This window comes from Massilia aerilata (assembly GCF_042656905.1).
GTDB lineage: Bacteria > Pseudomonadota > Gammaproteobacteria > Burkholderiales > Burkholderiaceae_D > Telluria > Telluria aerilata.
The window spans coordinates 146,932-172,583 of the sequence record NZ_JBHSMZ010000016.1; the positions used below are offsets into that span (position 1 = coordinate 146,932).

General features: G+C 66.1%; 22 protein-coding genes. 8 read left to right on the forward strand and 14 right to left on the reverse strand.

Annotated features, from left to right (window positions below):
• Positions 1-107 precede the first annotated feature (107 nt).
• The 6 genes from ACFPO9_RS20095 to glnA form a co-directional block, all read right to left on the reverse strand.
• On the reverse strand, positions 108-2,855 hold the full coding sequence (locus ACFPO9_RS20095; protein ID WP_379774007.1) for a TonB-dependent receptor: 2,748 nt from the start codon (positions 2,853-2,855) through the stop codon (positions 108-110).
• A gap of 247 nt (positions 2,856-3,102) precedes the next feature.
• A complete protein-coding gene (gene corA, locus ACFPO9_RS20100; protein ID WP_379774010.1) occupies positions 3,103-4,068 on the reverse strand; it encodes a magnesium/cobalt transporter CorA in 966 nt (321 codons plus the stop codon).
• A 164-nt stretch (positions 4,069-4,232) separates the two neighbouring features.
• A complete protein-coding gene (gene ntrC, locus ACFPO9_RS20105; protein ID WP_379774012.1) occupies positions 4,233-5,750 on the reverse strand; it encodes a nitrogen regulation protein NR(I) in 1,518 nt (505 codons plus the stop codon).
• Positions 5,751-5,809: 59 nt separating this feature from the next.
• Positions 5,810-6,880, reverse strand: a complete 1,071-nt coding sequence (gene glnL, locus ACFPO9_RS20110) for a nitrogen regulation protein NR(II) (protein ID WP_379774015.1) — start codon at positions 6,878-6,880, stop codon at positions 5,810-5,812.
• Between the two features lies 1 nt (position 6,881).
• Positions 6,882-7,334: a DUF4124 domain-containing protein gene (locus ACFPO9_RS20115; RefSeq protein WP_379774017.1), complete on the reverse strand. Its 453-nt coding sequence runs from the start codon at positions 7,332-7,334 to the stop codon at positions 6,882-6,884.
• Between the two features lie 131 nt (positions 7,335-7,465).
• The gene (glnA, locus tag ACFPO9_RS20120; RefSeq protein ID WP_379774020.1) at positions 7,466-8,881 is read right to left on the reverse strand and encodes a type I glutamate--ammonia ligase; all 1,416 of its coding nucleotides are present in this window, start codon (positions 8,879-8,881) and stop codon (positions 7,466-7,468) included.
• Positions 8,882-9,145: 264 nt separating this feature from the next.
• Between glnA and ACFPO9_RS20125 the strand changes: the two genes are divergently transcribed.
• Positions 9,146-9,604, forward strand: coding sequence for a rhodanese-like domain-containing protein (locus tag ACFPO9_RS20125; protein ID WP_379774023.1), 459 nt, complete (start codon positions 9,146-9,148; stop codon positions 9,602-9,604).
• A 19-nt stretch (positions 9,605-9,623) separates the two neighbouring features.
• Here ACFPO9_RS20125 and ACFPO9_RS20130 read toward each other — a convergent pair whose 3' ends face one another.
• From ACFPO9_RS20130 to ACFPO9_RS20140, 3 genes are all read right to left on the reverse strand, one after another.
• Entirely contained in the window at positions 9,624-10,982 is a 1,359-nt protein-coding gene (locus tag ACFPO9_RS20130) for a TAXI family TRAP transporter solute-binding subunit (RefSeq protein WP_379774026.1), read from the reverse strand.
• 28 nt (positions 10,983-11,010) lie between these two features.
• A complete protein-coding gene (locus ACFPO9_RS20135; RefSeq protein WP_379775041.1) occupies positions 11,011-14,535 on the reverse strand; it encodes a transglycosylase domain-containing protein in 3,525 nt (1,174 codons plus the stop codon).
• Between the two features lie 490 nt (positions 14,536-15,025).
• The gene (locus ACFPO9_RS20140) at positions 15,026-15,814 is read right to left on the reverse strand and encodes a competence/damage-inducible protein A (protein ID WP_379774028.1); all 789 of its coding nucleotides are present in this window, start codon (positions 15,812-15,814) and stop codon (positions 15,026-15,028) included.
• Positions 15,815-16,000: 186 nt separating this feature from the next.
• Here ACFPO9_RS20140 and ACFPO9_RS20145 point away from each other — a divergent pair, with 186 nt between their 5' ends.
• A complete protein-coding gene (locus ACFPO9_RS20145; protein ID WP_379774030.1) occupies positions 16,001-17,194 on the forward strand; it encodes a WD40/YVTN/BNR-like repeat-containing protein in 1,194 nt (397 codons plus the stop codon).
• Between the two features lie 66 nt (positions 17,195-17,260).
• On the opposite strand, the gene ACFPO9_RS20150 is transcribed toward ACFPO9_RS20145, so the two are convergent.
• The 4 genes from ACFPO9_RS20150 to ACFPO9_RS20165 are packed head-to-tail and all read right to left on the reverse strand — an operon-like array spanning position 17,261 to position 20,830.
• Entirely contained in the window at positions 17,261-18,061 is an 801-nt protein-coding gene (locus ACFPO9_RS20150) for an EI24 domain-containing protein (protein ID WP_379774032.1), read from the reverse strand.
• On the reverse strand, positions 18,061-19,062 hold the full coding sequence (locus ACFPO9_RS20155) for a sterol desaturase family protein (protein ID WP_379774035.1): 1,002 nt from the start codon (positions 19,060-19,062) through the stop codon (positions 18,061-18,063). The genes ACFPO9_RS20150 and ACFPO9_RS20155 overlap by 1 nt, the downstream gene beginning before the upstream one ends.
• On the reverse strand, positions 19,059-19,859 hold the full coding sequence (locus ACFPO9_RS20160) for a polysaccharide deacetylase family protein (protein WP_379774037.1): 801 nt from the start codon (positions 19,857-19,859) through the stop codon (positions 19,059-19,061). The genes ACFPO9_RS20155 and ACFPO9_RS20160 overlap by 4 nt, the downstream gene beginning before the upstream one ends.
• Complete coding sequence (locus ACFPO9_RS20165; protein WP_379774040.1) at positions 19,859-20,830, reverse strand: YncE family protein; 972 nt, start codon at positions 20,828-20,830, stop codon at positions 19,859-19,861. Before ACFPO9_RS20165 ends, ACFPO9_RS20160 begins: the two co-directional genes overlap by 1 nt.
• A gap of 200 nt (positions 20,831-21,030) precedes the next feature.
• Between ACFPO9_RS20165 and ACFPO9_RS20170 the strand changes: the two genes are divergently transcribed.
• Both ACFPO9_RS20170 and ACFPO9_RS20175 read left to right on the forward strand, forming a co-directional pair.
• Positions 21,031-21,387: an FKBP-type peptidyl-prolyl cis-trans isomerase gene (locus ACFPO9_RS20170; RefSeq protein ID WP_230020559.1), complete on the forward strand. Its 357-nt coding sequence runs from the start codon at positions 21,031-21,033 to the stop codon at positions 21,385-21,387.
• 132 nt (positions 21,388-21,519) lie between these two features.
• Positions 21,520-21,774, forward strand: a complete 255-nt coding sequence (locus ACFPO9_RS20175) for an acyl-CoA-binding protein (RefSeq protein WP_379774042.1) — start codon at positions 21,520-21,522, stop codon at positions 21,772-21,774.
• Here ACFPO9_RS20175 and ACFPO9_RS20180 read toward each other — a convergent pair.
• Positions 21,771-22,046, reverse strand: a complete 276-nt coding sequence (locus tag ACFPO9_RS20180) for a polyhydroxyalkanoic acid system family protein (RefSeq protein ID WP_379774044.1) — start codon at positions 22,044-22,046, stop codon at positions 21,771-21,773. The two genes, ACFPO9_RS20175 and ACFPO9_RS20180, sit on opposite strands and share 4 nt — an antisense overlap.
• Positions 22,047-22,206: 160 nt before the next feature.
• Between ACFPO9_RS20180 and ACFPO9_RS20185 the strand changes: the two genes are divergently transcribed.
• From ACFPO9_RS20185 to ACFPO9_RS20200, 4 genes are all read left to right on the forward strand, one after another.
• Positions 22,207-23,733: a gluzincin family metallopeptidase gene (locus ACFPO9_RS20185; RefSeq protein WP_379774046.1), complete on the forward strand. Its 1,527-nt coding sequence runs from the start codon at positions 22,207-22,209 to the stop codon at positions 23,731-23,733.
• Complete coding sequence (locus tag ACFPO9_RS20190; protein WP_379774050.1) at positions 23,730-24,008, forward strand: protealysin inhibitor emfourin; 279 nt, start codon at positions 23,730-23,732, stop codon at positions 24,006-24,008. Before ACFPO9_RS20185 ends, ACFPO9_RS20190 begins: the two co-directional genes overlap by 4 nt.
• A 137-nt stretch (positions 24,009-24,145) precedes the next feature.
• Complete coding sequence (fdxA, locus tag ACFPO9_RS20195; protein ID WP_379774053.1) at positions 24,146-24,469, forward strand: ferredoxin FdxA; 324 nt, start codon at positions 24,146-24,148, stop codon at positions 24,467-24,469.
• 36 nt (positions 24,470-24,505) lie between these two features.
• Positions 24,506-25,603 carry an NAD(P)/FAD-dependent oxidoreductase gene (locus ACFPO9_RS20200; RefSeq protein ID WP_379774055.1) on the forward strand — a complete coding sequence of 366 codons (1,098 nt, stop codon included), beginning with the start codon at positions 24,506-24,508 and terminating at the stop codon, positions 25,601-25,603.
• The last annotated feature ends 49 nt before the right edge of the window (positions 25,604-25,652 follow it).

Consider the following 25,652-nt stretch of genomic DNA (forward strand, 5'->3'; position numbering starts at 1 on the left):
TTGTTTAGGAGAAATTCGTTGCAAATTGGTCATGTAGAGGCGGGGGCGCAAAAAAAAACCCGCCGCATTTGCACGCGGCGGGTTTTGGCTTTACGCGCTTACCGGTATCAGAACTGGTAGCTCGCGCTCACGTAGCCGGTCTGGCCGCGCGGGTCGTACCAGGTCGGATCGTAGCCCGTCTGGAAGTAGGAGCCGCCGGTGATGACTTCGGTCGGCTTGCGGTTGAACAGGTTCTTGACGCCCGCGGTCAGGGTCAGGTTCTTGATGCCGCTGTAGCTGCCCTGCAGGTCCCAGGTCGAGAAGGCGCCGACGTGCTGCGCGATCGGCTCTTCCGCATCCGCGCGGTAGGCATCCCAGTAGCCCGACTGGAAGTTGTTGGTCAGCGAGGCGCCGAACTTCTTGTACTTCCAGTCCAGGGTCAGCTGATCCCTCCAGCGGAAGATGATGCCGCCGTTGGAGACCGCGCTCAGGACGTTGCCGTCCTTGTCGATGGTCGCGGCGACGCTGCGCTGCACCGTGCCGTCGGCCAGGGTCAGGTCGTACTTCGAGGTGTAGGTGCCGTTCAGGCGCAGGTTGAAGTTGCCGTAGGTCGGCGACTTCAGCAGGGCCCAGCGCACGTCCACGTCCACGCCTTCGGTCTTCACGCTGCCGGCGTTGATATTGGTGCCGACGATGTTGGTGATGTTGCCCGACTTGTCGCGGGTGACCAGGCCGGTGTAGGCCGGGTTGCCGGCGGCCGCCTGGCTCAGGGTGAACGACGGCGACAGCGTGGTCACCAGGTTGTTCACGTTGATCTTCCACCAGTCGACGGCGATCGACAGGCCCTTGACTGGATCGACCACCAGGCCCAGCGAGGACTGTTCCGACTTCTCCGGCTGCAGGTTCGGGTTGCCGCCGTAGGTCTGGTTGAACTGGCCGAACTGGCCGGTGACCGGGTCGGTCAGGTTGGCGCTGGTGCCGATGGTCTGCTGGTTCATCAGCTCGGGCAGCGACGGCTCGCGGAAGCCCTTGCCGTAGGAGCCGCGCAGCAGCACCTGCTGGATCGGCTGCCAGCGCAGGCTGAGCTTCGGGTTGGTGGCGCTGGCGTTCGGGTAGCGGTCGTGGCGGACGGCCAGGTCGGCTTCCAGGTGCTTCACGATCGGGACGATGGCTTCGGCGAACACCGCCGACGAATTGCGCGAGGCCGACAGCGGCAGCTGGGCGCCGCCGTAGCCCGACACGTCGCCGCTCTGGTAAGCCGCGCTCGGGTTGACCGACAGGTTCTCGTCGCTCATCGAGGCGCCGACGGCGAATTTCGCCATGCCGGCCGGCAGCTGGACCAGATCGCCCGAGATGCGCGCGTTGATGGCGTCGTTGCGCAGCACCGCGTTCATCACCGGACCGACGTAGTTGGTGCCGTAGATCTGCTTTGCCAGTTCCGGCGACTGGTACTGGACCAGCGGGTTGAAGTCGGGGTTGTTGCTCAGCAGTTTGACCAGCGCGGTCTGGTTCTGGTAACCCTGGATCGCGCGCTCGGTGACGTCGCTCGAGTTGTGGGTGTAGGCGACGTCGTAGTCATAGCCCTTGACGGTGCCGCGGAAGCCCAGCGCCAGGTGCGATGCGATCGCGGTGTCCCTGGCGATGCGGTCGCCGCCGTCGAAGGCGCGGTAGCTGACGGTCAGCGGCTGGCCGGCCACGCCGTTGGCGGCGGCCAGGCCTGCCGGGTAGTAGGGGCTGAGCGGCGAAACGACGATGGCCGGGTACAGGTTCTGGGTGGCGAAGGCCGGGTCGGTCGACAGGAAGGAGGCGCTGTACGGCGAGGATTGCGCGCGCTGCGTGGTCTCGTTGCGCGAGACGAATCCTTCCATGAACAGCTCGGTGCTGTCGTTCAGCTTGAAGCGGAAGCTGCCGCCGACGTTGGTGCGCTTGGCTTCCGGCACCAGGTTGACGTAAGGCGAGCTGTCGAAGCGGCAGGCGCCGAGGTTGGCGTCCCAGGCGCTGCCGTTGGCGGCGCAGTTGGCTTGCGACAGGCCGTTGCCGATGCCGGTGCCGATCGAGTTCAGCGCGTTCGGAGTCACGCCCATGGCGTTCGGCGTGGTGACCGGGTCGAAGGTGCTGTAGTTGCCGCTCGGGGTCGCGCTGGCGTCGCGCAGACCGTTGTTGTTCCAGGCATTGCGCGCATAGTCGCGCTGGCGGCCGAAGATGGCCTTGTCCTTGCTGACGTCGGCCGACAGCGTGATGTTGTAGCGGTCCGCATCGAAATCGCCCCAGCCGGCCAGCACGCTGGCCTTGTTGGTCTGGCCGCCGCCGCCGCGGCTGACGCTGGTGTAGCCGTTCAGTTCCACGCCCGAGTAGTTCTGGCGGGTGATGAAGTTGATGACGCCGCCGATCGCATCGGAGCCGTACACGCCGGAGGCGCCGTCCTTCAGCACTTCCACGTGATCGATCGAGGCCAGCGGGATCGAGTTGACGTCGACGGCGGTGCCGTCGGTGGCGTAGTTGCCCAGGCGGCGGCCGTTGACCAGCACCAGGGTCTTGCTCGAGCCGAGACCGCGCAGGCTGGCGCTGGACAGGCCATAGGTCGACTGCCCCGCGCCTTCGGCCTGGTTGGCTGCGCCGGCCATGGCGTTCGAGGTCAGGGTGGTCAGCAGTTCGGCGGTATTGGTGGCGCCGGTGCGCTTGATGTCGGCGGCGCTGACCATCTGCACCGGCAGCGCGCCTTCGACGTCGGCGCGCTTGATCGAGGAGCCGGTCACTTCGACGCGGGCCATCGGCTTTTCCGATTCCTGCGCCAGGGCCTGGCCCATCAGGCCGACGCCGATGGCGCCGGCGAACATGACGCGCACGGCGCGCGACAAGGTTTTTTCTTTGAACATGAATTTTCCCAAACGATGATGAGTTGTCGCTGGCTTGGGAAGATCGGTGTCGCCCAAGTCGGCGGACAGAATAATGTCTGCTGGATTGAGGATTGGTCAATATGTACAAACCGTAATTCGTGTTTCTACAACATAACATTTCGTAACAAATCATAAGTTGCTGAACAAGATTCGGCTCGATCCATTTGCTGCAATGCAATAAAAAAAGGACGCCAATCGCGTCCTTTGTCTATGAAGCGCTGTGGGGTTACAGCCAACCGGCCTTGCGGAACTTCCGATACAAATAGAAACACACTGCAAACATGGCGCCGATCGCCATCGGATAGCCCCACTTCCAGTCCAGCTCCGGCATGTACTTGAAGTTCATGCCCCAGACCCCGGCGAAGGCGGTGAACACGGCAAAGATCGCGGCCCAGGCGGCCAGCTGCTTGTTCACTTCGCTTTCGTCGATCGAGACCATGGCCAGGTTCACCTGGATCGCGGTGGCGATCGTGTCGCGGATGGTATCGAGGCGGCCGCCGATGCGGATCAGGTGGTCGTGCACGTCGCGGAAGTAGTCCTGCACCCCGGCCGCCATGCTGGGGGCGCGGCCGCCGAGCAGGCGCCCGACGGCGTCCATCAGCGGAATCACCGCATGGCGCAGCTCCAGGCCCTTGCGCTTGAGCTGGTACAGGCGCTCGACGTTCTGGCGCTGGGCGCCGTGGGTGAAGATGCGGTCCTCGATGGTTTCCAGCTCGGACTCGAGCTTGTCGACGATCGGGAAATAGCGGTCGACCACGGCGTCCATCAGCGCGTACATCACGAAGGACGAACCCATGCTGAGCAAATGCGGCTCGCGCTCGGCGCGGGCGCGCACGCCCAGGAAACCCTTGGCGGCATCGCGCCGCACCGACAGCACGTAATTGGGACCGGCGAAGATCGCGAGTTCGCCGGTGGCCAGCGCATCGCCTTCGAGATCGACGGTGTGCACGACGGTGAACAGGCAGTCGCCGTATTCCTCGATCTTCGGCCGCTGGTGGCCACGCGCGGCATCCTCGACCGCCAGTTCGTGCAGCTTGAATTCCTCCTGCATCTGGCGCATCTCGGCATCGGTAGCATCGCGCAGCGCGACCCAGACGAAGCAGCCGGGGCGTTCGAGATAGTCGCTGATGTCCTCGACGGGGATGTCGGAGAGTTTTTTACCTTCCTGGTAGGCGACGCAGTTGATTAGCATGGAGAAAGTCTACACCATGTCGGCCTCGTTACGGCCTGCGGCGCCCGCACGTCGTCCCCGCGAAGGCGGGGATCCAAGTTCTGTATGCGTCTCGTTGGCTCGAGTAAACTTGGGTTCCCGCCTGCGCGGGAACGACGGGAGTGCGGCGGGAACGACGGAAGTGCTTATTCGTCCTTCGCGCCGTCGATCCCCAACTCCGCAATCTTCCGCGTAATCGTATTCCGTCCAATGCCGAGCCTGATCGCCGCATCGTTCTTGCGCCCGTGCGTATGCTTGAGCGCCGTGCGGATCAGGGCCGTTTCGAACTGCTTGCCCAGCACGTCCATCACCTCGACCTGGCCGTCCGACAGCATGCGCGCGGCCTGCAGTTCGAGCAGGCCGATCCAGCCGTCGGCGCCGGCCGGCACGGCGCTCGCCATCGAAGGCAGGCCGGCGCCATCCGCGCCGCCCTGCAGCGGTCCGGCGGACGGCGCCGGCATCGCCACCACCGGCGCCGTGACGGGCGGGGCGGCAAACGCGAACGCTGGCTGGGCATGGGTCAGGTCGCGCGGCAGGTCCTTGACCTCGACGGTCTGGCCCGGCGCCATCACCGTGATCCAGTTGCACAGGTTTTCCAGCTGGCGCACGTTGCCCGGCAGGTCGAGGGCGGCCAGGCAGCGCTGCGCTTCCTCGCTCAGCCGCTTGGGCTCGACGCCCAATTGGCGTGCGCTCTGCACCAGGAAGTGGCGCACCAGCAGGGGGATGTCTTCGCGCCGTTCGCGCAAGGAAGGCAGGCGCAGCCGGATCACGTTCAGGCGGTGATACAAATCTTCGCGGAACAGGCCGTCGCGCACGCGCTGCTCCAGGTTCTGGTGGGTGGCGGCGATCACGCGCACATTCGCCTTCACGGGCTGGTGCCCGCCCACGCGGTAGAAATGGCCGTCGGACAGCACGCGCAACAGCCGGGTTTGTAAATCGAATGGCATGTCCCCGATTTCATCCAGGAACAGGGTGCCGTTCTCGGCCTGCTCGAAGCGGCCGCGCCGCATCGCCTGGGCGCCGGTGAAGGCGCCGCGCTCGTGGCCGAACAGTTCGGATTCCAGCAGGTCCTTCGGGATCGCCGCCGTGTTCAGCGCGATGAAAGGCTGGGCGGCGCGCGGGCTGTGCTTGTGCAGGGCGCGCGCCACCAGTTCCTTGCCGGTGCCGCTTTCGCCCGTGATCAGGACCGTCACATTCGATTGCGACAGGCGGCCGATGGCGCGGAAGACTTCCTGCATGGCCGGCGCCTGGCCCAGGATCTCCGGCGCTTCGAGGGGCACGGTCTCGACGCTGGCTTCGCGCAGGCTCTCTTCCAGCGCGCGCCGGATCAGCGCCACCGCCTTGTCGATGTCGAAGGGCTTGGCCAGGTATTCGAAGGCGCCGCCCTGGAAGGAGGCGACCGCCGAATCGAGGTCGGAGAAGGCGGTGATGACGATGACCGGCAAGCCGGGATGCTTTTCCTTGACGGCCGCCAGCAGGTCGAGGCCGGACTCGCCCGGCATGCGGATGTCCGAGACCAGCACCTGCGGGCTGTCGTTCTCGAAGGCGGCCAGCGCCTCGCGTCCGCTGGCGAAGCTCCGGGTTGCCAGGTTCTCGCGCGCCAGGGCTTTTTCCAACACCCAGCGGATCGATGCATCGTCGTCGACAATCCAGATTGGTTTCATTAGTTCAGTGCTTCCCGCGATGGTTCAATGTTTGGACCGCGGCCGCACCATCCCGGCGCTTATGGCAGCGGGATCAGGATGCGGAAATCCGTCAGTCCAGGCCGGCTTTCGCACTCGATCAGCCCCAGGTGCTGCTGCACGAAGGTCTGCGCCAGCGTCAGCCCGAGTCCGCTGCCGCCCTCCCGTCCGGAGACGAGCGGATAGAAGATGCGGTCGCGGATTTCGGGGGCGATGCCCGGTCCATTGTCGATGATATGCAAGTCTAATGCCAGCCCGTAACGCACCTTGGCCAGGGTGACCTGGCGCGCCACCCGGGTGCGCAGCACGATCTCGGCTTCGCCCGCGGCGATGCGTTCGCGCAGGGCCTGGGCGGCGTTGTGGACGATGTTCAGCACGGCCTGGATCAGCTGCTCCTTGTCGCCGCGGAACTCGGGGATCGAGGCATCGTAGTCGCGTCTGATGCGCAAGCCGGACGGGAATTCGGCCAGCACCAGGCTGCGCACGCGCTCGCAGACTTCGTGGATGTTGACGTCGCCGACGATGTGCGGGCGGCGGTGCGGCGCCAGCAGGCGGTCGACCAGGGTCTGCAGGCGGTCGGCCTCCTTGATGATCACCTGGGTGTACTCGCGCAGGGACGCATCCGGCAGCTCGAGTTCCAGCAGCTGCGCCGCGCCGCGGATGCCGCCCAGCGGGTTCTTGATTTCGTGCGCCAGGTTGCGGACCAGCTCCTTGTTGGCCTGGCTCTGGTCGAGGATGCGCTCCTCGCGATCCAGCTTCAACTGCTGCACGTTCTCGCGCAGCTCGACCACCACCTCGTCCTCGCCGGCCGCGCTGACCATGACGTGCACGTGCAGCGGCTCGCGGCCCGGGCGCTGCAGGGTCAGGTCCTGGCGCAGGTCGGCATAGCGGTGCGCCAGCGCCTGCGCGCACAGGGCGCCCAGCTCCTCGCCGTTGGCGAACAGGCCGGCCAGCTTCTGGCGCGACAGCGATTTGACCGACACCTCGAGCAGGTGCTCGGCGGCCGGATTCGCATAGCGCACCAGGCCGGCCGCATCGGCCACCAGCACGCTGGCGGCCAGCAGGTCCAGGCCGGCGAAACGCTCGCGGGGCAGGCTCTCGGTCTGGATCATGTCAGCGGACGTTCGCGATCTCGCGCTTGAGCGCTTCGACGTTCTTCTCGGCGCGGCCGATGTCCTCGCGGCTGCCGGCGTCGCGCCGCAGGTCGGCCAGCTTCTTCTCTTCGGCGCGCAGTTCCTCGTCGAGGATGGCGCGGCGGTCGTCGTCGCGGGCGCGCTGGGCGGCGCCGTCCACGCGCGGGAAACCGGCGGGGCTGGCCACCGGGCTGGCGGCCGGACGGGACCCGCCCTGGCGCATGCCGACGGCAGGCCGGCGGCTGGAGGCAGGCGGCGCCGAGATGGCGCCGGAATGTCCCGCATCGATCAGCTTGCAGTTGCCCGCATTCGTATCGGTGTAAAGCACGCGGCCTTCCTTGTCCACGCAGCGGTAGACGGCTTGGGCGGCGGCCGGCGCGGCCAGCGCGACAGCCACGAACATGGCGGCCAGGTGCAAAGCGGTGCTTGTCATTCGCATCAGCTTGGTCGGCACGATGTGCCTGGTTGGGGAATCCAAGGAATATACCCCATCCGAATTCGAAAAAAGAAAAACGCGGGGCAGCCGGCTGGCTTTCCCCGCGTTTTGTTGCCGCACGGCTACACTTACGACGAATAGTACATGTCGAATTCGGCCGGGTGCGGGGTCATGCGCAGGCGCTGCACTTCACCCATCTTCAGCTCGATGTAGGCGTCGATCATGCTGTCGCTGAACACGCCGCCGCGGGTCAGGAAGTCGCGGTCCTTGTTCAGGGCTTCCAGCGCTTCTTCCAGCGATGCGCACACGGTCGGAATCAGCTTGTCTTCTTCCGGCGGCAGGTGGTACAGGTCCTTGGTCGCGGCTTCGCCCGGGTGGATCTTGTTCTGGATGCCGTCCAGGCCGGCCATCAGCAGCGCGGCGAAGCACAGGTAGACGTTGGCCAGCGGATCCGGGAAGCGGGTCTCGATGCGGCGGCCTTTCGGGTTCGCCACGTGCGGGATGCGGATCGATGCCGAACGGTTCTTGGCCGAGTAGGCCAGCTTGACCGGGGCTTCGTAGCCCGGCACCAGGCGCTTGTAGGAGTTGGTGCCCGGGTTGGTGATCGCGTTCAGGGCCTTGGCGTGCTTGATGATGCCGCCGATGTAGTACAGGGCGGTTTCCGACAGGCCTGCATAGCCGTCGCCGGCGAACAGGTTCTTGCCGTCCTTCCAGATCGACTGGTGCACGTGCATGCCCGAGCCGTTGTCGCCGTTCATCGGCTTCGGCATGAAGGTCGCGGTCTTGCCGTAGCTGTGGGCCACGTTCCAGATCACGTACTTCATGTTCTGGGTCCAGTCGGCGCGCTCGACCAGGGTCGAGAACTTGGTGCCGATTTCGTTCTGGCCGGCGCCGGCCACTTCATGGTGGTGCACTTCGACCGGGATGCCCAGGGCTTCGAGGATCAGGCACATTTCCGAACGCATGTCCTGGAAGCTGTCGACCGGCGGGACCGGGAAATAGCCGCCCTTGACAGTCGGACGGTGGCCGCTGTTGCCGCCTTCGAATTCCTTGTCGGTCGACCAGGACGCTTCTTCCGAGCTGATCTTGACCATCGAGCCGGACATGTCGATCTTCCAGTGGACCGAGTCGAAGATGAAGAATTCCGGCTCCGGGCCGAAGAAGGCGGTGTCGCCGATGCCCGACGATTTAAGATAGGCTTCGGCGCGCTTGGCGATCGAGCGCGGGTCGCGGTCATAGCCCTTGCCGTCCGACGGTTCGATCACGTCGCACTGCATGAACATGGTGGTCTCTTCCATGAACGGGTCGATGTTCGCGGTGTTCGGGTCCGGGATCAGCAGCATGTCCGAGGCTTCGATGCCTTTCCAGCCGGCGATCGACGAACCGTCGAAAGCGTGGCCGGATTCGAACTTGTCTTCGTCAAAGTGCGAGACGGGAACGGTCACGTGCTGCTCTTTGCCGCGGGTATCGGCGAAACGCAAATCGACGAACTTGACTTCGTTTTCCTTCAGCAGCTGCATTACCTCTGCGGCGGTCCTTGCCATTCGTATTCTCCTGATAAAAAAAGTCGCATCGTCTTATAAGCAGTAAGCGTGCCAGCTCTTGTCCATGAGCAAATAAGCAATCTGTCCTTGGAGCGCTCGCGTTCCGCGCCTTAAAATCGGCCACGAGGTGCAGCGCACAAGTTTGATGCAGGGTAGTCTTAAGCTCAGCCATGCGCACCAGCTTGGTGCAAGTGCGGGAGTATGCACCAACTTGAAGCAGCTTGCACCATTTGTGCGAGCACGAGCATTCCATCTGGAGAAACCATGAGCACAACCGACGAGATCCTGGCCGCCGCCAGGGAACGCGCGCCCGGCCAGCCCTATGCCGGCGCCGTCACGCCGCAGGAAGCCTACGCCCTGCTTCAGTCCGACCCGCGGGTAAAACTGGTCGACGTGCGCACGAATGCGGAGCGCGACTGGATCGGCCGCCCGGCCGTTCCCGAAGCCCAGCACGGCGCGGTGCAGTGGACCCTCTACCCGGGCGGCGCGCCGAACCCGGACTTCGCGACCCAGCTGCAGCAGACCGCGGACAAGGAAGATGTGGTGCTGTTCCTGTGCCGCTCCGGCGTGCGCTCGCGCCATGCCGCGCGCGTGGCTACCGAACTCGGCTACACGGATGCCTTCGACATCCTGGAAGGCTTCGAAGGCGACCGCGACGCCGAAGGCCACCGCAAGACCGTGGGCGGCTGGTGCAAGGCCGGCCTGCCCTGGACGGGAGCCTGAGCGCCTGCTTGCGCGCTGATCACCCTGCCTTGGGTTCGCTTTTCTGGCTGGCGCGCACGCGCTGGCGCACGAAGTTGATATGGCTGCGCAAGCCGTACAGCGAGTCGGCATAGGACAGCGGAATCGAGATGTGGTTGACGCGCCCCTCGATGTCGTCGAGACGGCGCAGCAGCTCGGCGCGCACCTCGTCGCAGTTGGCCGGATCGGCGTTCTCCAGCACCTGCTCGACCGCGCGCAGCTGGCCGTACCAGCGGTAGACGCGCGAGCGGATGCGCCACACGTACAGCGGCGGCACGATCTTCGACAGCGGGATCACCAGCGCCGCCAGCGCCACCACCACGACCCACAGGCGGTCGAACAGGTTCGCCAGCCAGAACGACAGGTAGCGCTGCAGGAAAGGCGGGCCGTCGCGGTAGTACTTGGCGGCTTCGCGCGAGACCGGGATCTCGGTGTACTTCGGCGACGGGAACTGGCCCTGCTGCGAGAACCAGCCGGCGCCGCCGTGGATCTCGGTGGCCGACTTCACGAACTCGTCGACCAGGGCCGGATGCAGGCCTTCGCGCGCGACCAGGGTCGCCGTCGGCGCGATCAAATGAAAATCCTGGGCCGGGATGTCGCGCCCGAGGTCGACGATCCCGCGCGGCAGCACGACGTGGGTGAGGAAAGGCAGGCGCCGCGTATAGGCTTCGGCCTGGCTAAAGTTGAACAGGCGGATCCCCGGGGTCTGCAGCAGCATCTGGATCAGCGGCGCCTCGGGCGCGGAGCTGAACACGATGCCGTCGACACGGCCGGCCAGCAGCTCGACGGTGGCCGGCGTGTTCTCCAGCGATGAAATCGTCAGCTGGCCGGGTTCGACGCCATTGACCGACAAGACCTGCCGGAAAAGTTTCGGCACGCCCGTGCCCTCGGGGCCGAGGTTGATGCGCAGGCCTTTCAGTTGCGTGAGGCCGCGCACGTCGAGTTTATGGCGCTTGTCGCCCTCGCGCAGGAACAGCCACACCGGCTCGGTGAACAGGCTGCCCAGCGACATCAGGTTCCCGCGTTCGGCCTGGGCTTCGCTGGTCGAGCCGCTCTGCACGAAGGCGATGTCGGCCTTGCCGGCCAGGAGGCGCTGCAGGTTGTCTTCGGAGCCGAGGGAGCGCTGCAGCTCGACCTTGATGCCGTCACGCGCCAGCAGTGCCGCGTACTTGCGGCCGAATTCCTCGTAGGCGCTGTTTTCCTGGCCGGTGGCGAGGATGACGTGGCGCGGCGGGGCCGGGTCGACCACCACGTAGGCCACCGCGCAGGCGGCCAGCACCAGCAGGATGGTGGGCAGCGACGCGGCCAGCAGGTCGCGCAGCGACACCAGGCTGAACTTGCCGAGCTTGGGCCGCTTCACGCGGCCCCCGTGCACTCAGGCGTGCCGCTCAATGCAGCACTTCCTCCACCGCGGGCGGCTTCGGACGTGCCGGCTGTGGCTTCGGCTCACCCGAAGGCTCGGCGCGCGGCTTGGCCGGCTTCGCGGGTTTCGCGCGGAGTGCGTCCACCGCCTTCGGGTGGCTGCCCTCGGCCGCCGGCTTGGCGCGGGCCGCGTCGGCGGCGGGTTTCGGATGCGGCGTATCGCTGGATTTCAGGGCGGCCGGCTTGTGCTGCGGCGCCTCTTCCCCTGCCGGTTTGGCGTGGGCCGGGGCCGGCGCTGCCGCTGCCGCCGCCGCCGCGGGCTTGGCGGCTGCCGGCTTGGTCGGAGACGGCTTGGCCTCGGCCTTGGCCGGCGGCGCCTCCACCTCTTCCGCCCTGGCGTCGTCCGGCGCCGGCTTCACGGTGGCGACGTCGTCGTTGACCGGGCCGGCGGCAGCCGCGGCGGCGGCGGCTTTCTCGGCCGGCGTCACCACGTGCAGGCCCGGCACGATGACGGTGTCCTGCTTCTCGATCATCGGCATCAGGCTCGGCGCCAGCGTCACCAGCAGCTGCACCGGCAGCGCGCTGGTGAAGTCGTAGTGGGCCGAGTCCGGACCGTGCACATAGGCCGTCATGCTGCCGAAGAAGCGCTCGCCGATGTTGAACACGAAGGTCGCCGAACGGTTCACGTAGCGCGACTCGATCAGGCGGTGGCCGGCGCCGTAGACGTCGAAGCGCTGGTCGCCGGTGCCGGTCTTGCCGCCCATTGCGATCACGCTGCCGTCCTGTTTGTAGAAGGCCTGCCTGACGCGCTTGGCGGTGCCTTCCATCGCCACGCCGTGGATGGCGTTCGCCACCGCGCGCGCCACCTGCGGGTTCAGCACCTGCTCGCCCTTGATTTCCTGGCTGCGCTTGACCAGGGTTTCATACGGCGTGTCCTTGGCGAAGTGCAGCGAGTCGATGCGCTGGGTCTGCTTGCGCACCCCGCCGTTGATGATGATGCCCATCAGTTCGGCCAGCGCGATCGGACGGTCGGCCGAGGCGCCCAGCGTGGTCGCATACGAAGGCACCAGCGAATCGAAGGGATAGCCCATCTTCTTCCACTGTGCGTGGATCTTGAGGAAGGCTTCGACCTCGATCAGGCCGGCGATGCGCTTGTCCTGGGCGTGCTTGCGGTGGGTCTTGAACAGCCAGGAATAGACTTCCTGGCGCTCCTTCACCGAAGCGTTGGTCACCTCGTCCCAGCCCGCCTTCGGGTGGGTGCGCAGGTAGCCGGCCAGCCACAGCTCGAGCGGGTGCACCGAGGCGACGTAGCCGCGGTCGGCCAGCGACATGTTCGCGGTCGAGTACTGGTCGTACATCTTGGCGATGCGTTCCTCGTCCACTTCGCGGTCGTCCGGCAGATAGGTGTGGATGAACTTGCTGAACTCGGCCAGCGAGGCATCCGGCATGATGGTGCGGTGCACCGCCGCCAGCTTCGACGCCGCCGGGCGCACGCCCTGCATCAGCGCGGCCTCGACTTCCGGCCATTCCATGCCGCGGTACTTGTTCCAGAAGCGCGCCAGGAAGTCCTTGCCTTCGCGGTCGGCGAAGCGCGACAGGTACTCGGCGCGGCGCGGATCGTCGGCGTCGGCCAGCAGCTGGGCCGAGGAACCCGGCAGCTGGAACATGTAGTAGCGCACCACGTCGCGCATCAGGCGCACGAACACCAGGTTGGTGGAGTTCTGCAGCGCCTGCTGGACGGTGAGGATGCGGCTGTCATCCAGTTTGCTGAAGTTGCCGAAGGTGTGCAGGCCGCCGCCGGTGAAGAAGGCTTCGCCCGGGTTGCCCGAATACTTGCGCTCCATCGCCGCGGCCAGCATCGGCTGCAGTCCGCGGTCGGCGCCGGCCGGCAGGGTCAGGAAGTACTCGACGCCCCATTGGCTCAGGCGGTCCTTCGGATCGATCTTGACCGCCGCCAGTTCGGCCTTGCTCATCGGCTCGTAGCGCTGGTGCAGCTGGTCGACGATGTCCATGTAGGTGACCAGGGTGCGCAGCTTGGCGGTCGAGCCCAGGTCCAGCTTCGCGCCTTCGTTGATGTCCAGCGGCTGGTCGTAGTTGTCGGTCTGGACGCGCAGGTAGTTGACCTTGTCGCCGCGCTCCATCAGCGTGAAGCTGTACACGACCTTGGACGGATCGCCGTTGCCGAGCATGCCCTTGCCGGTCAGGCCGGCGGCGGCCGCGGCCTCGTTGTCGGTCAGGCGCCGCAGCGCCGCGGTGACGGCCTTCTGCGCTTCCGAATTCAGGGTCGTCACCACCGACAGGTCGAGGCGGTCGAGGTTGTACATGCGCGAATCGCCCAGCAGGTTGGCCAGGTGGTTGCGCACCGCGTTGGCGGCCTTGCGGGTGACGAAGGTGTTGGCCGGCGGCGGCGCCACGCCGGAGCCGAGCGCCGGGTGCAGGGTCGTGCCGATCGCCGCGTCGCGCAGTTGCGGCGAGATCACGCCGGCTTGCGCCAGCACGCGCAAATGGCTGTTGGTCAGCAGCTCGAGGTCCTTCTCGCCGGCGCCCAGGTAATAGGCGGGGCGGCGCTGCGCGATCATCAACGACAGCGCTTCCTTGTACACCAGTGCGAATTCCGCATTGACGGTTTTGGACGACAGGATGCGGTTGACTTCCGCAAAATCGCGGCCGTACCAGACCCACATGCCGTCGCCGATGCCGTTCACTTCGCCATAGCCCAGCTTGGCCGACAGCGGCACGGTGTTCAGGTATTCGAGCACGATACGGCGCCGGGTGGCGCTGGTGTCCTCGCCGTCCTGGTAGGAACGCAGCATGGCCGAGGCCATCTGGCGCAGCTTGTCGCCCAGCGAGGCGGTGCGGCCTTCCGGCGAATGGCGGTACTTCTCGATCTGGGTCGCCAGCGTGGAGCCGCCGGCCACGCGGCCGCCGCCGCCCAGGCCCACCGCATGCAGGGATTTGTCGAATACCGCTTTCGAGAAGCGGTCCCACTCCACTGCCGGGTTGCGCTTCGGGTAGGTGGTGTCGAGCAGCTCGCGGTTCTCGATGAACAGCAGGCTTTGCACCAGCAGCGAGGGCGCGGCGTCGAACTGCTCGTACAGGCGTTCCGGGAAGCGCGCCGAGAACAGCGGCTCGCCGTTGGTGTCGAGGATCTCGAGGCCGGCGCGGGTCTTCTCGTGATAGGTCGCGAACAGGCCTTTGTCGGCCAGTTCCACCATCTTCGGCGACATGCGCGCCTGCGACTCGACCACGTAGTCGCGCGTCTTCAGCTTGGCCAGGTAGTTCGGCAGGTTCGAGTAGCCGAGGCGTTCGTCGTAGGGGCTGGCGGCCGGGAAGCGGATCGCATCGCTCGGGCCCTTCTCGACCCGGTAGCTGATCTTTTTCGCCAGGCCGGCGAAGAACTTCGCCTGCATGTTCGAGGTGCGGCTTTCGTAGACCGCGAACGCCGATCCGGCGGCCACCGCGATGAGCAGCAGCACCAGGAAGGCGCGCTTGACCATGCGCCAGCGGCGCCTGGGTTTTGCGGGCGGCGCGGATGGCGGCTCGGCGCCCATGCCGGCGCCGGCGTCGGCGTCGAGATCGGCCTCCTGGGGCACGGATGCGGGAGTCGATGTGGCCGAGGTGTCGAGCACGGGTTCGAGGCGCGAAGGCGTGTCGCGCAGCGGGACGTCCTGCACGGCGGCCATGGCCGGCACGCCGGCGATGGCCGCCTGGCCGGGCAATACGAGCTTGCGGATGCGGCGCAGCATGCGGGCGGGGATCTTACTTTCCATATGGTTCAACCGGTTCTAATGTCCTGCAATTCCCGTCAACCGGCACGCCCATTACTGCAAGGTCGGAGCGAGTGATCCAGTTTGTCGAGAAGTTCACAATTCAGGCGCGACCTCACTCCAGATCGCACTGCCTACAGACATCATTCCACCACATCAATGTGACACACAGGAACCGCTCACGCAGATTTTTGACTTCGTCCGACTATTTTCGCAAAAAAACAACGGCTCAGTTTGCGGGACCGTACCAGCGTTGCAACGGCCACGCGAATTGCTAGTTCTGCACTTGATATTCGGCGGCCATGCGTGTCAGTTCCTCGCACATCTCGCCGAAGGCGGCAAGGACCTGGAGCGGGTCGCCCTTGACGCCCAACTCGATATGACGGCGGGTCTTGTTATCACCAACGCTGGGCAGGCTGAACACGTTGACACCGGGGTAGGCAGTTTCCACGCGCTCCATCAGCGGCGTCAGGACGGCTTCGGCCTGCCCGTACACCAGCAAGGAGCGCTCGGATCGGGCTTCGCGGTGGAACAGGTCGCGGTAATGGTTGTCGAGCACCCAGGCGATCATCGGCCAGGCCATGATCGGAAAGCCGGGCACGAAGTGGTGGCGGGCGACGGTAAAGCCGGGCATGCGGTTATAGGGATTGGGGATCAGCGCAGCGCCCTGCGGGAATTCGGCCAGCTTGAGGCGCTGCAGGTTCTCGGGCGCGTCGAGGTCCGCGTCGACGCCAGCCTCGCGGGCGGTGTCAAGGATGCGCTCCTGGACCAGCAGCTTGCCTTCCGGGTGCAGCGCGAGCGGCACGCCGAGGGCCGCCGCCGCGCACTGGCGCGTGTGGTCGTCCGGGGTGGCGCCGATGCCGCCGCAGGAGAACACGATGTCCGGCCCGGCGAAGGAACGTTCGAGCAGCGCGGTGATGCGCGGCCGGTCGTCGCCGACGATCTCGGCCCAGGCCAGCCGCAGCCCGCGCTCGGCCAGCAGTTCGATCACCTTGGGAAGGTGCTTGTCGCTGCGTTTGCCGGACAGGATTTCGTCGCCGATGATGATCAGGCCGAATGGCATCGCCTGCTGCTCCAGCTTGTTCGAATGACACCAGTGTGCCACGAACGGCGAAACGGTCGCGCCCCGCTGCGCAGCGCTACATTTGCCGACAAGCCGGCGACAATCTCCCGACAATCCCACGCAAGACCGCCGCCCTGCCGCGCCCTAGAATCGGCGCGGTATCCCTGCTGAGGAATAGGAACCCCCATGATCCAACATCGTTCAGGCGCGGCGCTTGCCGCCGCCTCCCTTTTGCTCGCCGCTTGCGGCGCCGGCTCCATCGAGCCGGCGCCGGTGAACACGGCGACGAAGATCGAGGTGCTGGCCACCAGCACGCGCGGCATCGGCAACGTGGTCTACAAGGACGGCGCGGCCTGGGCCACGCTGTCGAATTCCGCGCAGGACGGCAGCGCGGTGATGAAAACCCCGCTGCCGCTGCAGGCCGCGTCGCGCTGGTCCGACGTGCCGCTCGGCGCCTGCGCCCTGCCGAAACAGGAAGCCGGCGGCATGGCGCGCACGCCGATGCTGCGCGCCCTCGGCTCGACGCTGTGGCTGTTCCAGCCGGCCCAGGAACGCCGGCAGGGCCAGCTTGGTGAGCACAGCCTGTGCGCGCTCGACGGCTCGGGCACCTTTGCGGGCCGCGACCAGCCGCTCGAGAGCTGCATCGGCGAATGGTGCGCGCCGCTGGCGATGGATGAGCTGAAGCTGGCCGGGAACCGGCTCTACACGAATGCAGGCGGCGGCCCGAACCTGTTCGTCTCGGATAACGCGGCGGCCAACTGGCGCGTGGTGCTGGGCCAGTTCGATTCGATGATCTGTACCCACCAGGCTTTCGAGCTGGTCGGCGACCGCCTGCTGGTGGGCGGCGAATGCCCGCTCGATTCGGCTTACCTGCGCGCCTACAGGCTCGGCGCCGACGGCCGCCTGGCATCGAATGCCGAGCTGCCCATCACCCTGCCGACGCTGGAAAACCGCAACGTGCAGTTCATCGAACAGGTGGCGAATACCCAGCGCGTGTTCGCCGGCGTCGAGGGCGGCCTGCTGCGCAGCGAGGATGGCGGCCAGTCCTTCAAGTTCGTCATCCAGCAGCCGCTCGAAGGCGGCAAGACCTATCCCTACATCCGCGCCTTCCTGGCGCTGTCGGGCAAGCCGGACACCATGGTCGTGGGCGGCTTCGACAAGGCGAACGCCCTGCCATATCTGGCGTGGTCGGCGGATGGCGGATCGACCTGGACCGATATTTCGCCGCTGCTGCCGGGCCATGCGCGCGCCGCGGGCGATACCGCCATGGCGGAAGTGACGTCGCTGAGCCAGGATCCGCAGGGCCGCGTGATCGTGACGATGAATCTGAAGGGTGGAACCGAAGGCCGGGTGCTGCTGCTTACGCTTGGTAAGGCGTGAACTTGGGCCCCCGCCTTCGCGGGGGCGACGTCATTTGGCGGGTCGACGTCATTTGGCGGGGCGACGTCATTTGGCGCGCAGGTCGGCCAGGGCTTGGAGGCAGTAGTACTGGAACCACAGGCCGGTGAAGATGAAGATGATCAGGTAAAGCCAGATCGACAGCACCGCCAGCACCGGGAACAGCACCACCGACAGCAGCGCGCCGCCGATCCAGGCCACGCCGGGCAAGGCGCCCAGCAGGCCGGAGACGGTGCCGATCAGGAGCAGCTGGCGGCGGCGGGTGGCGACGATGATGCGGCGCTCTTCCAGGCTGGCGTGGATGGACAGCGCGTCGTAGCTCATCACGCGCGCCGTCAGCCAGCCCCACAGCACGGCCTGCACCAGCAGCGCGATCGGCGCCAGCGCGTACAAGGGCAGGGTCACGATCCACAGCAGCGCGAACACCACGATGCCGGACAGGTTCACGCCCAGGCTGCCGAGGAAGCTGCCGCCCTCCCTGCGTTCCAGGTCCGGGAACTGCACGCGGCTGACATGGCGCGCGATGGCCGGCATGGCCCCCACGCCGATGAACAGCAGCGAGGTGATGATCATCAGCGGCAGCAGCGCCAGCATGGCCGCCAGCGGCACCACCAGGGTCTTGAGGAAGCCCAGGCCCAGCGTGGAGAGGATGCTGCCGCTGGTCTCGAACAGGCCGTATTCGCGGAAGGAGTCCTGCAGCCAGTCGTACAGCGGCTGCATGCCGGCGTACAGCAGGCTGCCCCACAGCGCCAGCGACAGCAGCAGCGGCACCACCGACAGCAGCAGCATGCGGCTCGAGAACTGCGAGCGCAGCGCGCGGCCGTAGGCGATCGCGATCGGGCGCACCATCAGGCCGTGCCTCTTGGCCGGCGCGAAATGGATGCAGCCAGGCGCACGATGCCCAGCCACTGCTGGCGCCAGAAGCCGCGGCCGTAGTCGCGTGCCGGGGTCAAGCGGCCGTCGGCGTCGACGCGCTCGAACTGGTCGCGCACGCCGGTGCCGCGGAAGTCGGTGGCGAAGTTGGCGGTCCTGAACAGCAGATCCCAGACCGGCAGCAGCACGCCGAAATTGCAGCCGCCCAGCTCGCGGCCCTTCGACTCGTGGCCGATGCCGACCGCATGGTGGGTGCGGTGGAAGCGCGGCGACACCAGCAGGCGCTCGCCGAGCCAGCCGAAGTGCAGGCGCACGTTCGCATGCTGCAGCGATTGCAGGGCGCGCGAGACCGACACCAGCAGCACGTACTGCGAAGGCGCCACGCCGATCGCCAGCGCGATGAAGGCGAGGTAGACGTCGCGCAGCAGGTCGTCCAGCAAGTGGTTCCGGTCGTCGCTCCACAGATTCATGTTCTGCTGGCTGTGGTGCAGGCTGTGCAGGGCCCACCACCAGCGGAACTTGTGCTGGCCGCGGTGGAACCAGTAATCGAAGAAGTCCAGCACCACCAGGTAGACCAGGAAGCTGGCCAGCGGGCTCATGCCGGTCACCAGCGACTCCAGGTTAAACGGGTGCACGCCCTCCATGCGCAATGCGCCGGCCACGTGGTCCATGATGGGGTCGAGGGTGAAGAATACCGCCATCGTGAAGAAACCCAGGCGGTGGATCAGGGTGTAGACGAAGTCGTTCCAGCGCGCGTGGCGGTCGCTCATCTTCTGCGCCGGGATCAGGGACTCGAGCGGCCGCAGGATGAGGAACAGGGCCGCCACCTCGCAGGCGCCGGCGAGGAACCATTCGACGCCCTCGAAGGCGTCCTCGGCGTATTCACCCAGGCCGGTATAGAACAGCAGGGGCTCGACCACGGACTCGAACAGCCAGCCCTGGAGGAATGCGAACCAATCGATGAAATGCTGAATCATTTTTTGAAGTGAGAAGCGTAATCCGGATGCTCTCTCAGTGTAGCGAAACAGAAGCCTTTCTGCTCGAGACCACTGATCAGGGGTTCCAGGTTGGCCGGCGCCCACGGGTCCTTGCGCGACCAGATGCCCATGTGGGCCATGAAGATGTCGCCGTCCTTCAGCTTGTCCAGCGCGCGCTTGAGCAGCAGCGCGTTGGGGAAAGCCTCACTGGCGGTTTCGTCGCCGGAGAAGCCGGCCGGGGCCCAGCCGACGTGGCTGTAGCCGCAGCTGTTGGCGGCCGCCAGCACGTTTGGCGAGGTATGGCCGCCCGGCGCGCGGAAGATCGGGTCCAGGCCGCGCCCGGTCAGTTCGCGGAAGCGCGCGTCGACCCGGCGCAGTTCGCCGCAATACTGCTCGGCGGTCCAGGTCTGCTGCTTGCCGGCGTGGACGCCGAACTGGGGCTTGACGGCGATCCGGCCGCCGGCTTCGTCGCGCTTCCAGTAAACATGGTCGAAGGTGTGGCTGCCGAAGGCATGGCCTTCCGCCGCCCTCGCCTTCCAGTAGGCGGCCCAGCTGGGATCCAGCGACCAGTCGCCGCGCACCGTCTTCTCGTTGGCGAGAAAGAAGGTGGCCTTGATGTGGTGCCTGCCGAGCGTCTCGGCGATCAGCGCGGCCTGCGACTGGCTGCCGGTGTCGAAAGTGAGGTAGATGGTGCCCTTGCATGCACCCGCGGCGGGCGAACTCGCGCTCGCCCCCTGCATTGTCACGGTTGCCGCCAGCAGCAGCGCCGCCGCGGCCTTGGCGGGCCGCGCTCGCATCACATCCTCGGCGCCGAATTGGCGAAGAACACGCCGTGCGGCGAACGGCCGACCGGGATCATCTTGATCACCTTGCGGCTGGCGACGTCGATCACCGCCACCTTCTTGATCCAGCGCTGGGTCACCCACAGGGTCTTGCCGTCAGCGGACAGCTCCATGCAGTCCGGGCCGCCCGGCACCGGGATCATGCCGACGTTCTCCAGCGTGACCTGGTCGATGATGTTGATCGAATTCTGCACGCGGTTCGACACGAACACGTGGCGCTTGTCGCCGACCGCGCGGAAGTTGTGGGCGCCGTTGCCGGTCTTGATGCGCTTGACCGACTTTGCCGTGCGCCAGTCGATCACCTCGACGTAGTCGCTGCCCATGATCCCGACCAGCAGGTACTTGTCGTCCGGGGTCATGGTGATGCCGGCCGGGAGCTTGCCGACCGCGAGGGTCCACTTGACGGCGCCGGTCTTGAGGTCGATCGCGCTGACCTGGTCGCTGCCCTGGCGGGTGATGAAGGCCGTGGTGCTGGCGGCGTCGAAGGCGATGTGGCTCGGCATGCGCGGCAGCGGCACGCGGCGGCTCAGCACGAAGTTGCCGTTCACGTACTGGTAGATGTCCACGCGGTCGAGGCGCAGCGCGGTCGAGACGAACCACTTCTGGTCCGGCGAAAAGCCGATCTGGTAGGGGTCGAGCACGTCGGTCACGCGGCGCTGCACCTTGCCGTTGATCGGGTCCAGGAAAATCAGCTCGTTGCCCACCGAGCTGGCGACGATCACGGACTTGTTGTCCGGCGTGGCCATCAGGTGGTGCGGCTCCTTGCCCACCGCGAAGGTGCCGTTGTCGGCGCCGGTTTTCTGGTCGAGCAGCTGGACCGTGGCGTCACGCGAATTCAGGACGACGACGACGTTGGCCTGCGCGGCCTGGACGGCGCTCAACAGGCAGAGAGCAGTGACAAAAAGCTTACGGATGCGACGCAGCATGGGAGGACGACAGCCCGGAGGTGGAAGAAGTTCTTATTCTACGGGGAAACGTCTGTATTCGAAGGGCGGTTGACAGGTTTCATGAAGAATTCGGCGCACCCTCGCAACACAGTGGAAAAGGCGTCAACAGAAGCGCCGTAGCAGATCGACAGGTACATGGACTACAATCGTGATTTACACCTGAACAAGAGGACAAGACCATGCCCATCACCACCACGAATTCCGGCCTGCAATACGAAGACACCGTCGTCGGCGACGGTCCGGAAGCCACGGCCGGCCAGTACGTGACCGTGCACTACACCGGCTGGCTGCGCAACGACGACGGCAGCCAGGGCGCCAAGTTCGACTCCAGCAAAGACCGCAACGACCCCTTCCAGTTCCCGCTGGGCGCCGGCCATGTGATCAAGGGCTGGGACGAAGGCGTGCAGGGCATGAAGGTGGGCGGTGCGCGCCGCCTGACCATCCCGGCCGCGCTGGGCTATGGTGCGCGCGGCGCCGGCGGCGTGATTCCGCCGAATGCGACGCTGATTTTCGACGTCGAACTGCTGGGCGTGTAATCAGAATAACACCACGTAGGGTGGGCACTCCGTGCCCACGTATCCCGTTCGCATCGTGCCGGCGCCACGCGTGGGCTCGGGGAGCCCACCCTACGATGGCCGAAGTATTGCCATTTTATTCAAGGAGTCACCATGAGTTTGCAAGAACAGTTCGCCCAGGCACAAATCGATTCGAAGAACCTGCCCGAGCGTCCGGACAACATGACCCTGCTGAAGATCTACGCCCTGTACAAGCAGGGCTCGAGCGGCGACGTCACCGGCGAGCGCCCGGGCTTCACCGACATGATCGGCCGCGCCAAGTTCGACGCCTGGGCCGCCCTGCAGGGTACCTCGCAGGACGACGCGATGCAGCAGTACGTCGACCTGATCGAAGACCTCAAGGCTTAAGCAAACACCTTGCGCATGCTTTCCGCCACCTTCGCTTCGATGGTGGAGCGGAAAGCGCCCATCAGCATGCCCAGCCTGATGCGCAGCGCGGCCTGGCTTTCGCCCAGCGCCAGCGTGCCTTCCACGCCGCTGCGTTCGAAACGGAGCACGTCGCCCTCCCACCTGCATTGCAGGCCGTATTCCCCCGCCAGCTTGTCCGCCACCTTCTGGGCCGCCGCGCGCGCCGCATCCGCGCCGAGCTGATGTTGCTGGGTGATGCTGATATCCGCCATCCTGGCCATCCTTCCTGAATCGAAAACGACTGAGCCCGCCATGATGCCAGCTGTGCCGCGCATTGGCTAGTTGACTCAAATCAATATCCGATCCGAAGGCCGGGCGACCATTTCCTTTGCAGCCTGCCTGTCGCAGCCTGCTCCACCGGAGGAAGTGATCATGACGTCAAGAGACAGCCCGCCCGACCAGCCCCCGATCGGCTACGTGCCGATGCCGGCCGCCCCCTATCGCCAGCACCGCAAGGCAGCCCAGCTGCTCGACCAGCCGGGCCGTCCGCGCCCCTTGGCCGGTCCGGGCCGTGCCGGCAGTGCTGAAAACGGCGGCCAGGAAGACGTCCCCCTGCCCTATGCCTTCGGCGCGCGCGTGCTGATGTGGAAGCAGGATCCCTCGGTGGCCGAGATCGGCACCCGCAAGGTGTTCCTGCCGGGCGTGGTGCTGGCCGGCCCGCGCGACGCCCGCATCGCCATCGCGCTCGACGCCGACCTCCCGGCGGTCGAGCCGAACGCCTTCGGCGACTTCGTCACCATGCCGGACACGCCGCAATTCGACGCCGTCCACACCTACGCCGTGGTGCGCCAGACGCTCACCATGTACCAGCGCGCCCTGTCCACCGCCGGCGCCGCCATGCCCCTGCCCTGGCAGTGGAACAGCAGCGTCGACACCGCGCCGCTGCAGGTCCACCCCTACGGCTTGCCGAACGTGATGAATGCCTATTACAGCCGGACCCAGTCCTGCCTGAAGTTCGGCGACTTCGTCCCGCCCGGCGAGACGGCGCGCCTGTACACCTGCCGCTCCTTCGACATCGTCTCGCACGAGACCGGCCACGCGGTGCTGGACGGCCTCAAGCCGCAATGGCTGATGGCCGACAATCCGCCCCAGACCGGCGGCCTGCACGAATCCTTCGGCGACCTGACCGCGATCTTCCTGGCCCTGTCCCAGCTCGACCAGTGCGAGGCGGTGGTGGCCCAGACCAAGGCGCACCTGCACGATAAAACTTTCCTGGCCGACATCGCCGAGCAGTTCGGCCTGGCGCTGGGCAGCACCAACGGCCTGCGCAATGCCGACAACGACCTGACCCTGAGCCAGGCCGGCACCGAAGTCCACGCCATCTCCCAGGTATTCACCGGCGCGCTCTACGACATCCTGGCCGACATGTTCGCCTTCGAGCGCAATCCGGAGCTGGAAGATTGCGCCAGCGTGCTGCACCGGGTCGCCGCCTGGCTGCGCGGGCTGCTGCTGCGCGCCCTGATCGCCGCGCCCGACGTGGCCGCCACCTATGCCGACGTCGCCAACGAGATGCTGCGCCTGGCCCTCGAGGACGGCAAGCCGCCTGAGTACACGACCTTCATCCGCAACCGCTTCGCCCAGCGCGAAGTGGTCGACGTGCCGGCCACCCTCACCGGCCCGCACCCGGCCGGGCTGCGCCTGGCGGCCTGCGTGCAGGATGCCCCCGGCGCCAAGCAGGACCGGCGCGCCTGCTGCGGCACCATGAACCTGGCCGAGTACTACAACGTCGAACGCATCCTGGATGCCGAGGCCCAGGCGCTGGCGCGCTGGTGCGCGGAACACGGCCGCTTCGGCCCGGCCGGCGACGAGCAGGCGGCGACCGAAGCCGGGGCCGCGGTGGCGGCGGTCGGGGTCGGCGCGGACGGGGTGACGGTGAGACTGCTCGAGACGCAGCGATGAAAATCACGGCCCGCGCCAGCGGCGGCTTTGCCGGCCGCAGCGAGCGCTTCGAACTCGACACCGGCTGTCACCGCGACGGCCGGGCGATCGAATCCCTGGTCGACAGCCTCGACTTCTTCCACGCCGCCCCCGGCTCGCCGCTGGGGGCGGACCTGATTCATTGGGAAATCACGGCCGACGATGGCCGGCGCTGCCGCACCGTGACCCTGTTCGACGATGGCAGCGCCGCGCCGGGCTGGCAGGCGCTGATTGAACACCTGCGCGGCAGCCGTTGACAACATTTGCTAATGTGTATTGTGTATAAGCCTGATTTGTCGTAAAGGCCGAATTGCCCTAAAATACAGTGCTTTGCCGCGTCCGGCGAGCTCCCCTGTATCCAACACGCCGCCGCTTCCACTGATTAAGGACTGTTATGACCCACGTTGTCACCGAATCGTGCATCCGTTGTCGCTATACCGACTGCGTGGATGTATGCCCGGTAGATTGTTTCCGGGAAGGCCCGAACTTCCTCACCATCGACCCGGACGAGTGCATCGATTGCGCCGTGTGCGTGGCGGAGTGCCCGGTCAACGCGATCTACGCGGAAGAAGACGTGCCGTCGGACCAGCAGCAATTCATCAAGATCAACGCCGACCTGTCGCGCCACTGGCCGTCGATCACCAAGACCAAGCCCGCCCTGCCCGACGCGGAAGAGTGGAAAGACGTCAAGGAAAAGCTGGACCAACTGGCCCGCTAAGACGCGTCCGCCGAACCACATCAACAGGATAACTGCATGACTATCAGTGCTGCCCCGGAAGTGGGCACCATCGCTCCCAACAGCTCTTTTGCCGGCGCCATCGAAGCCGATGCCGTGATCATCGGCGCGGGCCCGGTCGGCCTGTTCCAGGTGTTCGAACTGGGCCTGCTGGAGATCAAAGCCCACGTGATCGATTCGCTGCCGGCCGTCGGCGGCCAGTGCGTGGAACTGTACCCGGACAAGCCGATCTACGACATCCCTGCCGTGCCGGTCTGCACCGGCCAGGAACTGACCGACAACCTGCTCAAGCAGATCGAGCCGTTCGACCCGACCTTCCACCTGGGCCAGGAAGTCACCACCGTCCAGCGCCGTGAAGACCAGCGCTTCAACGTCGAGACCTCGACCGGCACCCGCTTCATCACCAAGACCATCTTCATCGCCGCCGGCGTCGGTTCCTTCCAGGCGCGCACGATCAAGGTCGACGGCATCGAGAAGTTCGAAGGCACCCAGCTGCACTACCGCGTCAAGGATCCGAGCCTGTTCGAAGGCAAGAACCTGGTCATCTGCGGCGGCGGCGACTCCGCCCTGGACTGGGCCCTGAACTTCGTCGGCAAGGCCGAGTCGGTCGTGCTGGTGCACCGCCGCGAAGACTTCCGCGCCGCCCCGGCGTCGGTCGCCAAGATGAAGCAGCTGTGCGACGAGTACGAAATGCAGCTGATCACCGGCCAGGTCACCGGCTTCGACGAAAAGGACGGCCAGCTGTCCGAAGTCAAGGTCACCGGCGCCGACGGCGTCACCCGCCGCGTCCCGCTGGACATGCTGATGGTGTTCTTCGGCCTGTCGCCGAAACTGGGCCCGATCGCCGAATGGGGCCTGGACATCGAGCGCAAGCAGCTGAAGGTGGTGGACACCGAGAAGTTCGAAACCAATGTGCCAGGTATTTTTGCCGTGGGTGACATCAATACCTACCCGGGCAAGAAGAAGCTGATCCTGTCGGGCTTCCACGAAGCCGCGCTGGCCGCCTTCGGCGCCGCGCCCTACATCTTCCCGGACAAGAAGATCCACATGCAGTACACGACGACCTCGCCGAAGCTGCACAAGATCCTCGGCGTCGAGACCCCGGTATTCGACTAAACGTTCCGTTACCGACGTACGACAAAAAATGCCCCGCCTTTGCGGGGCA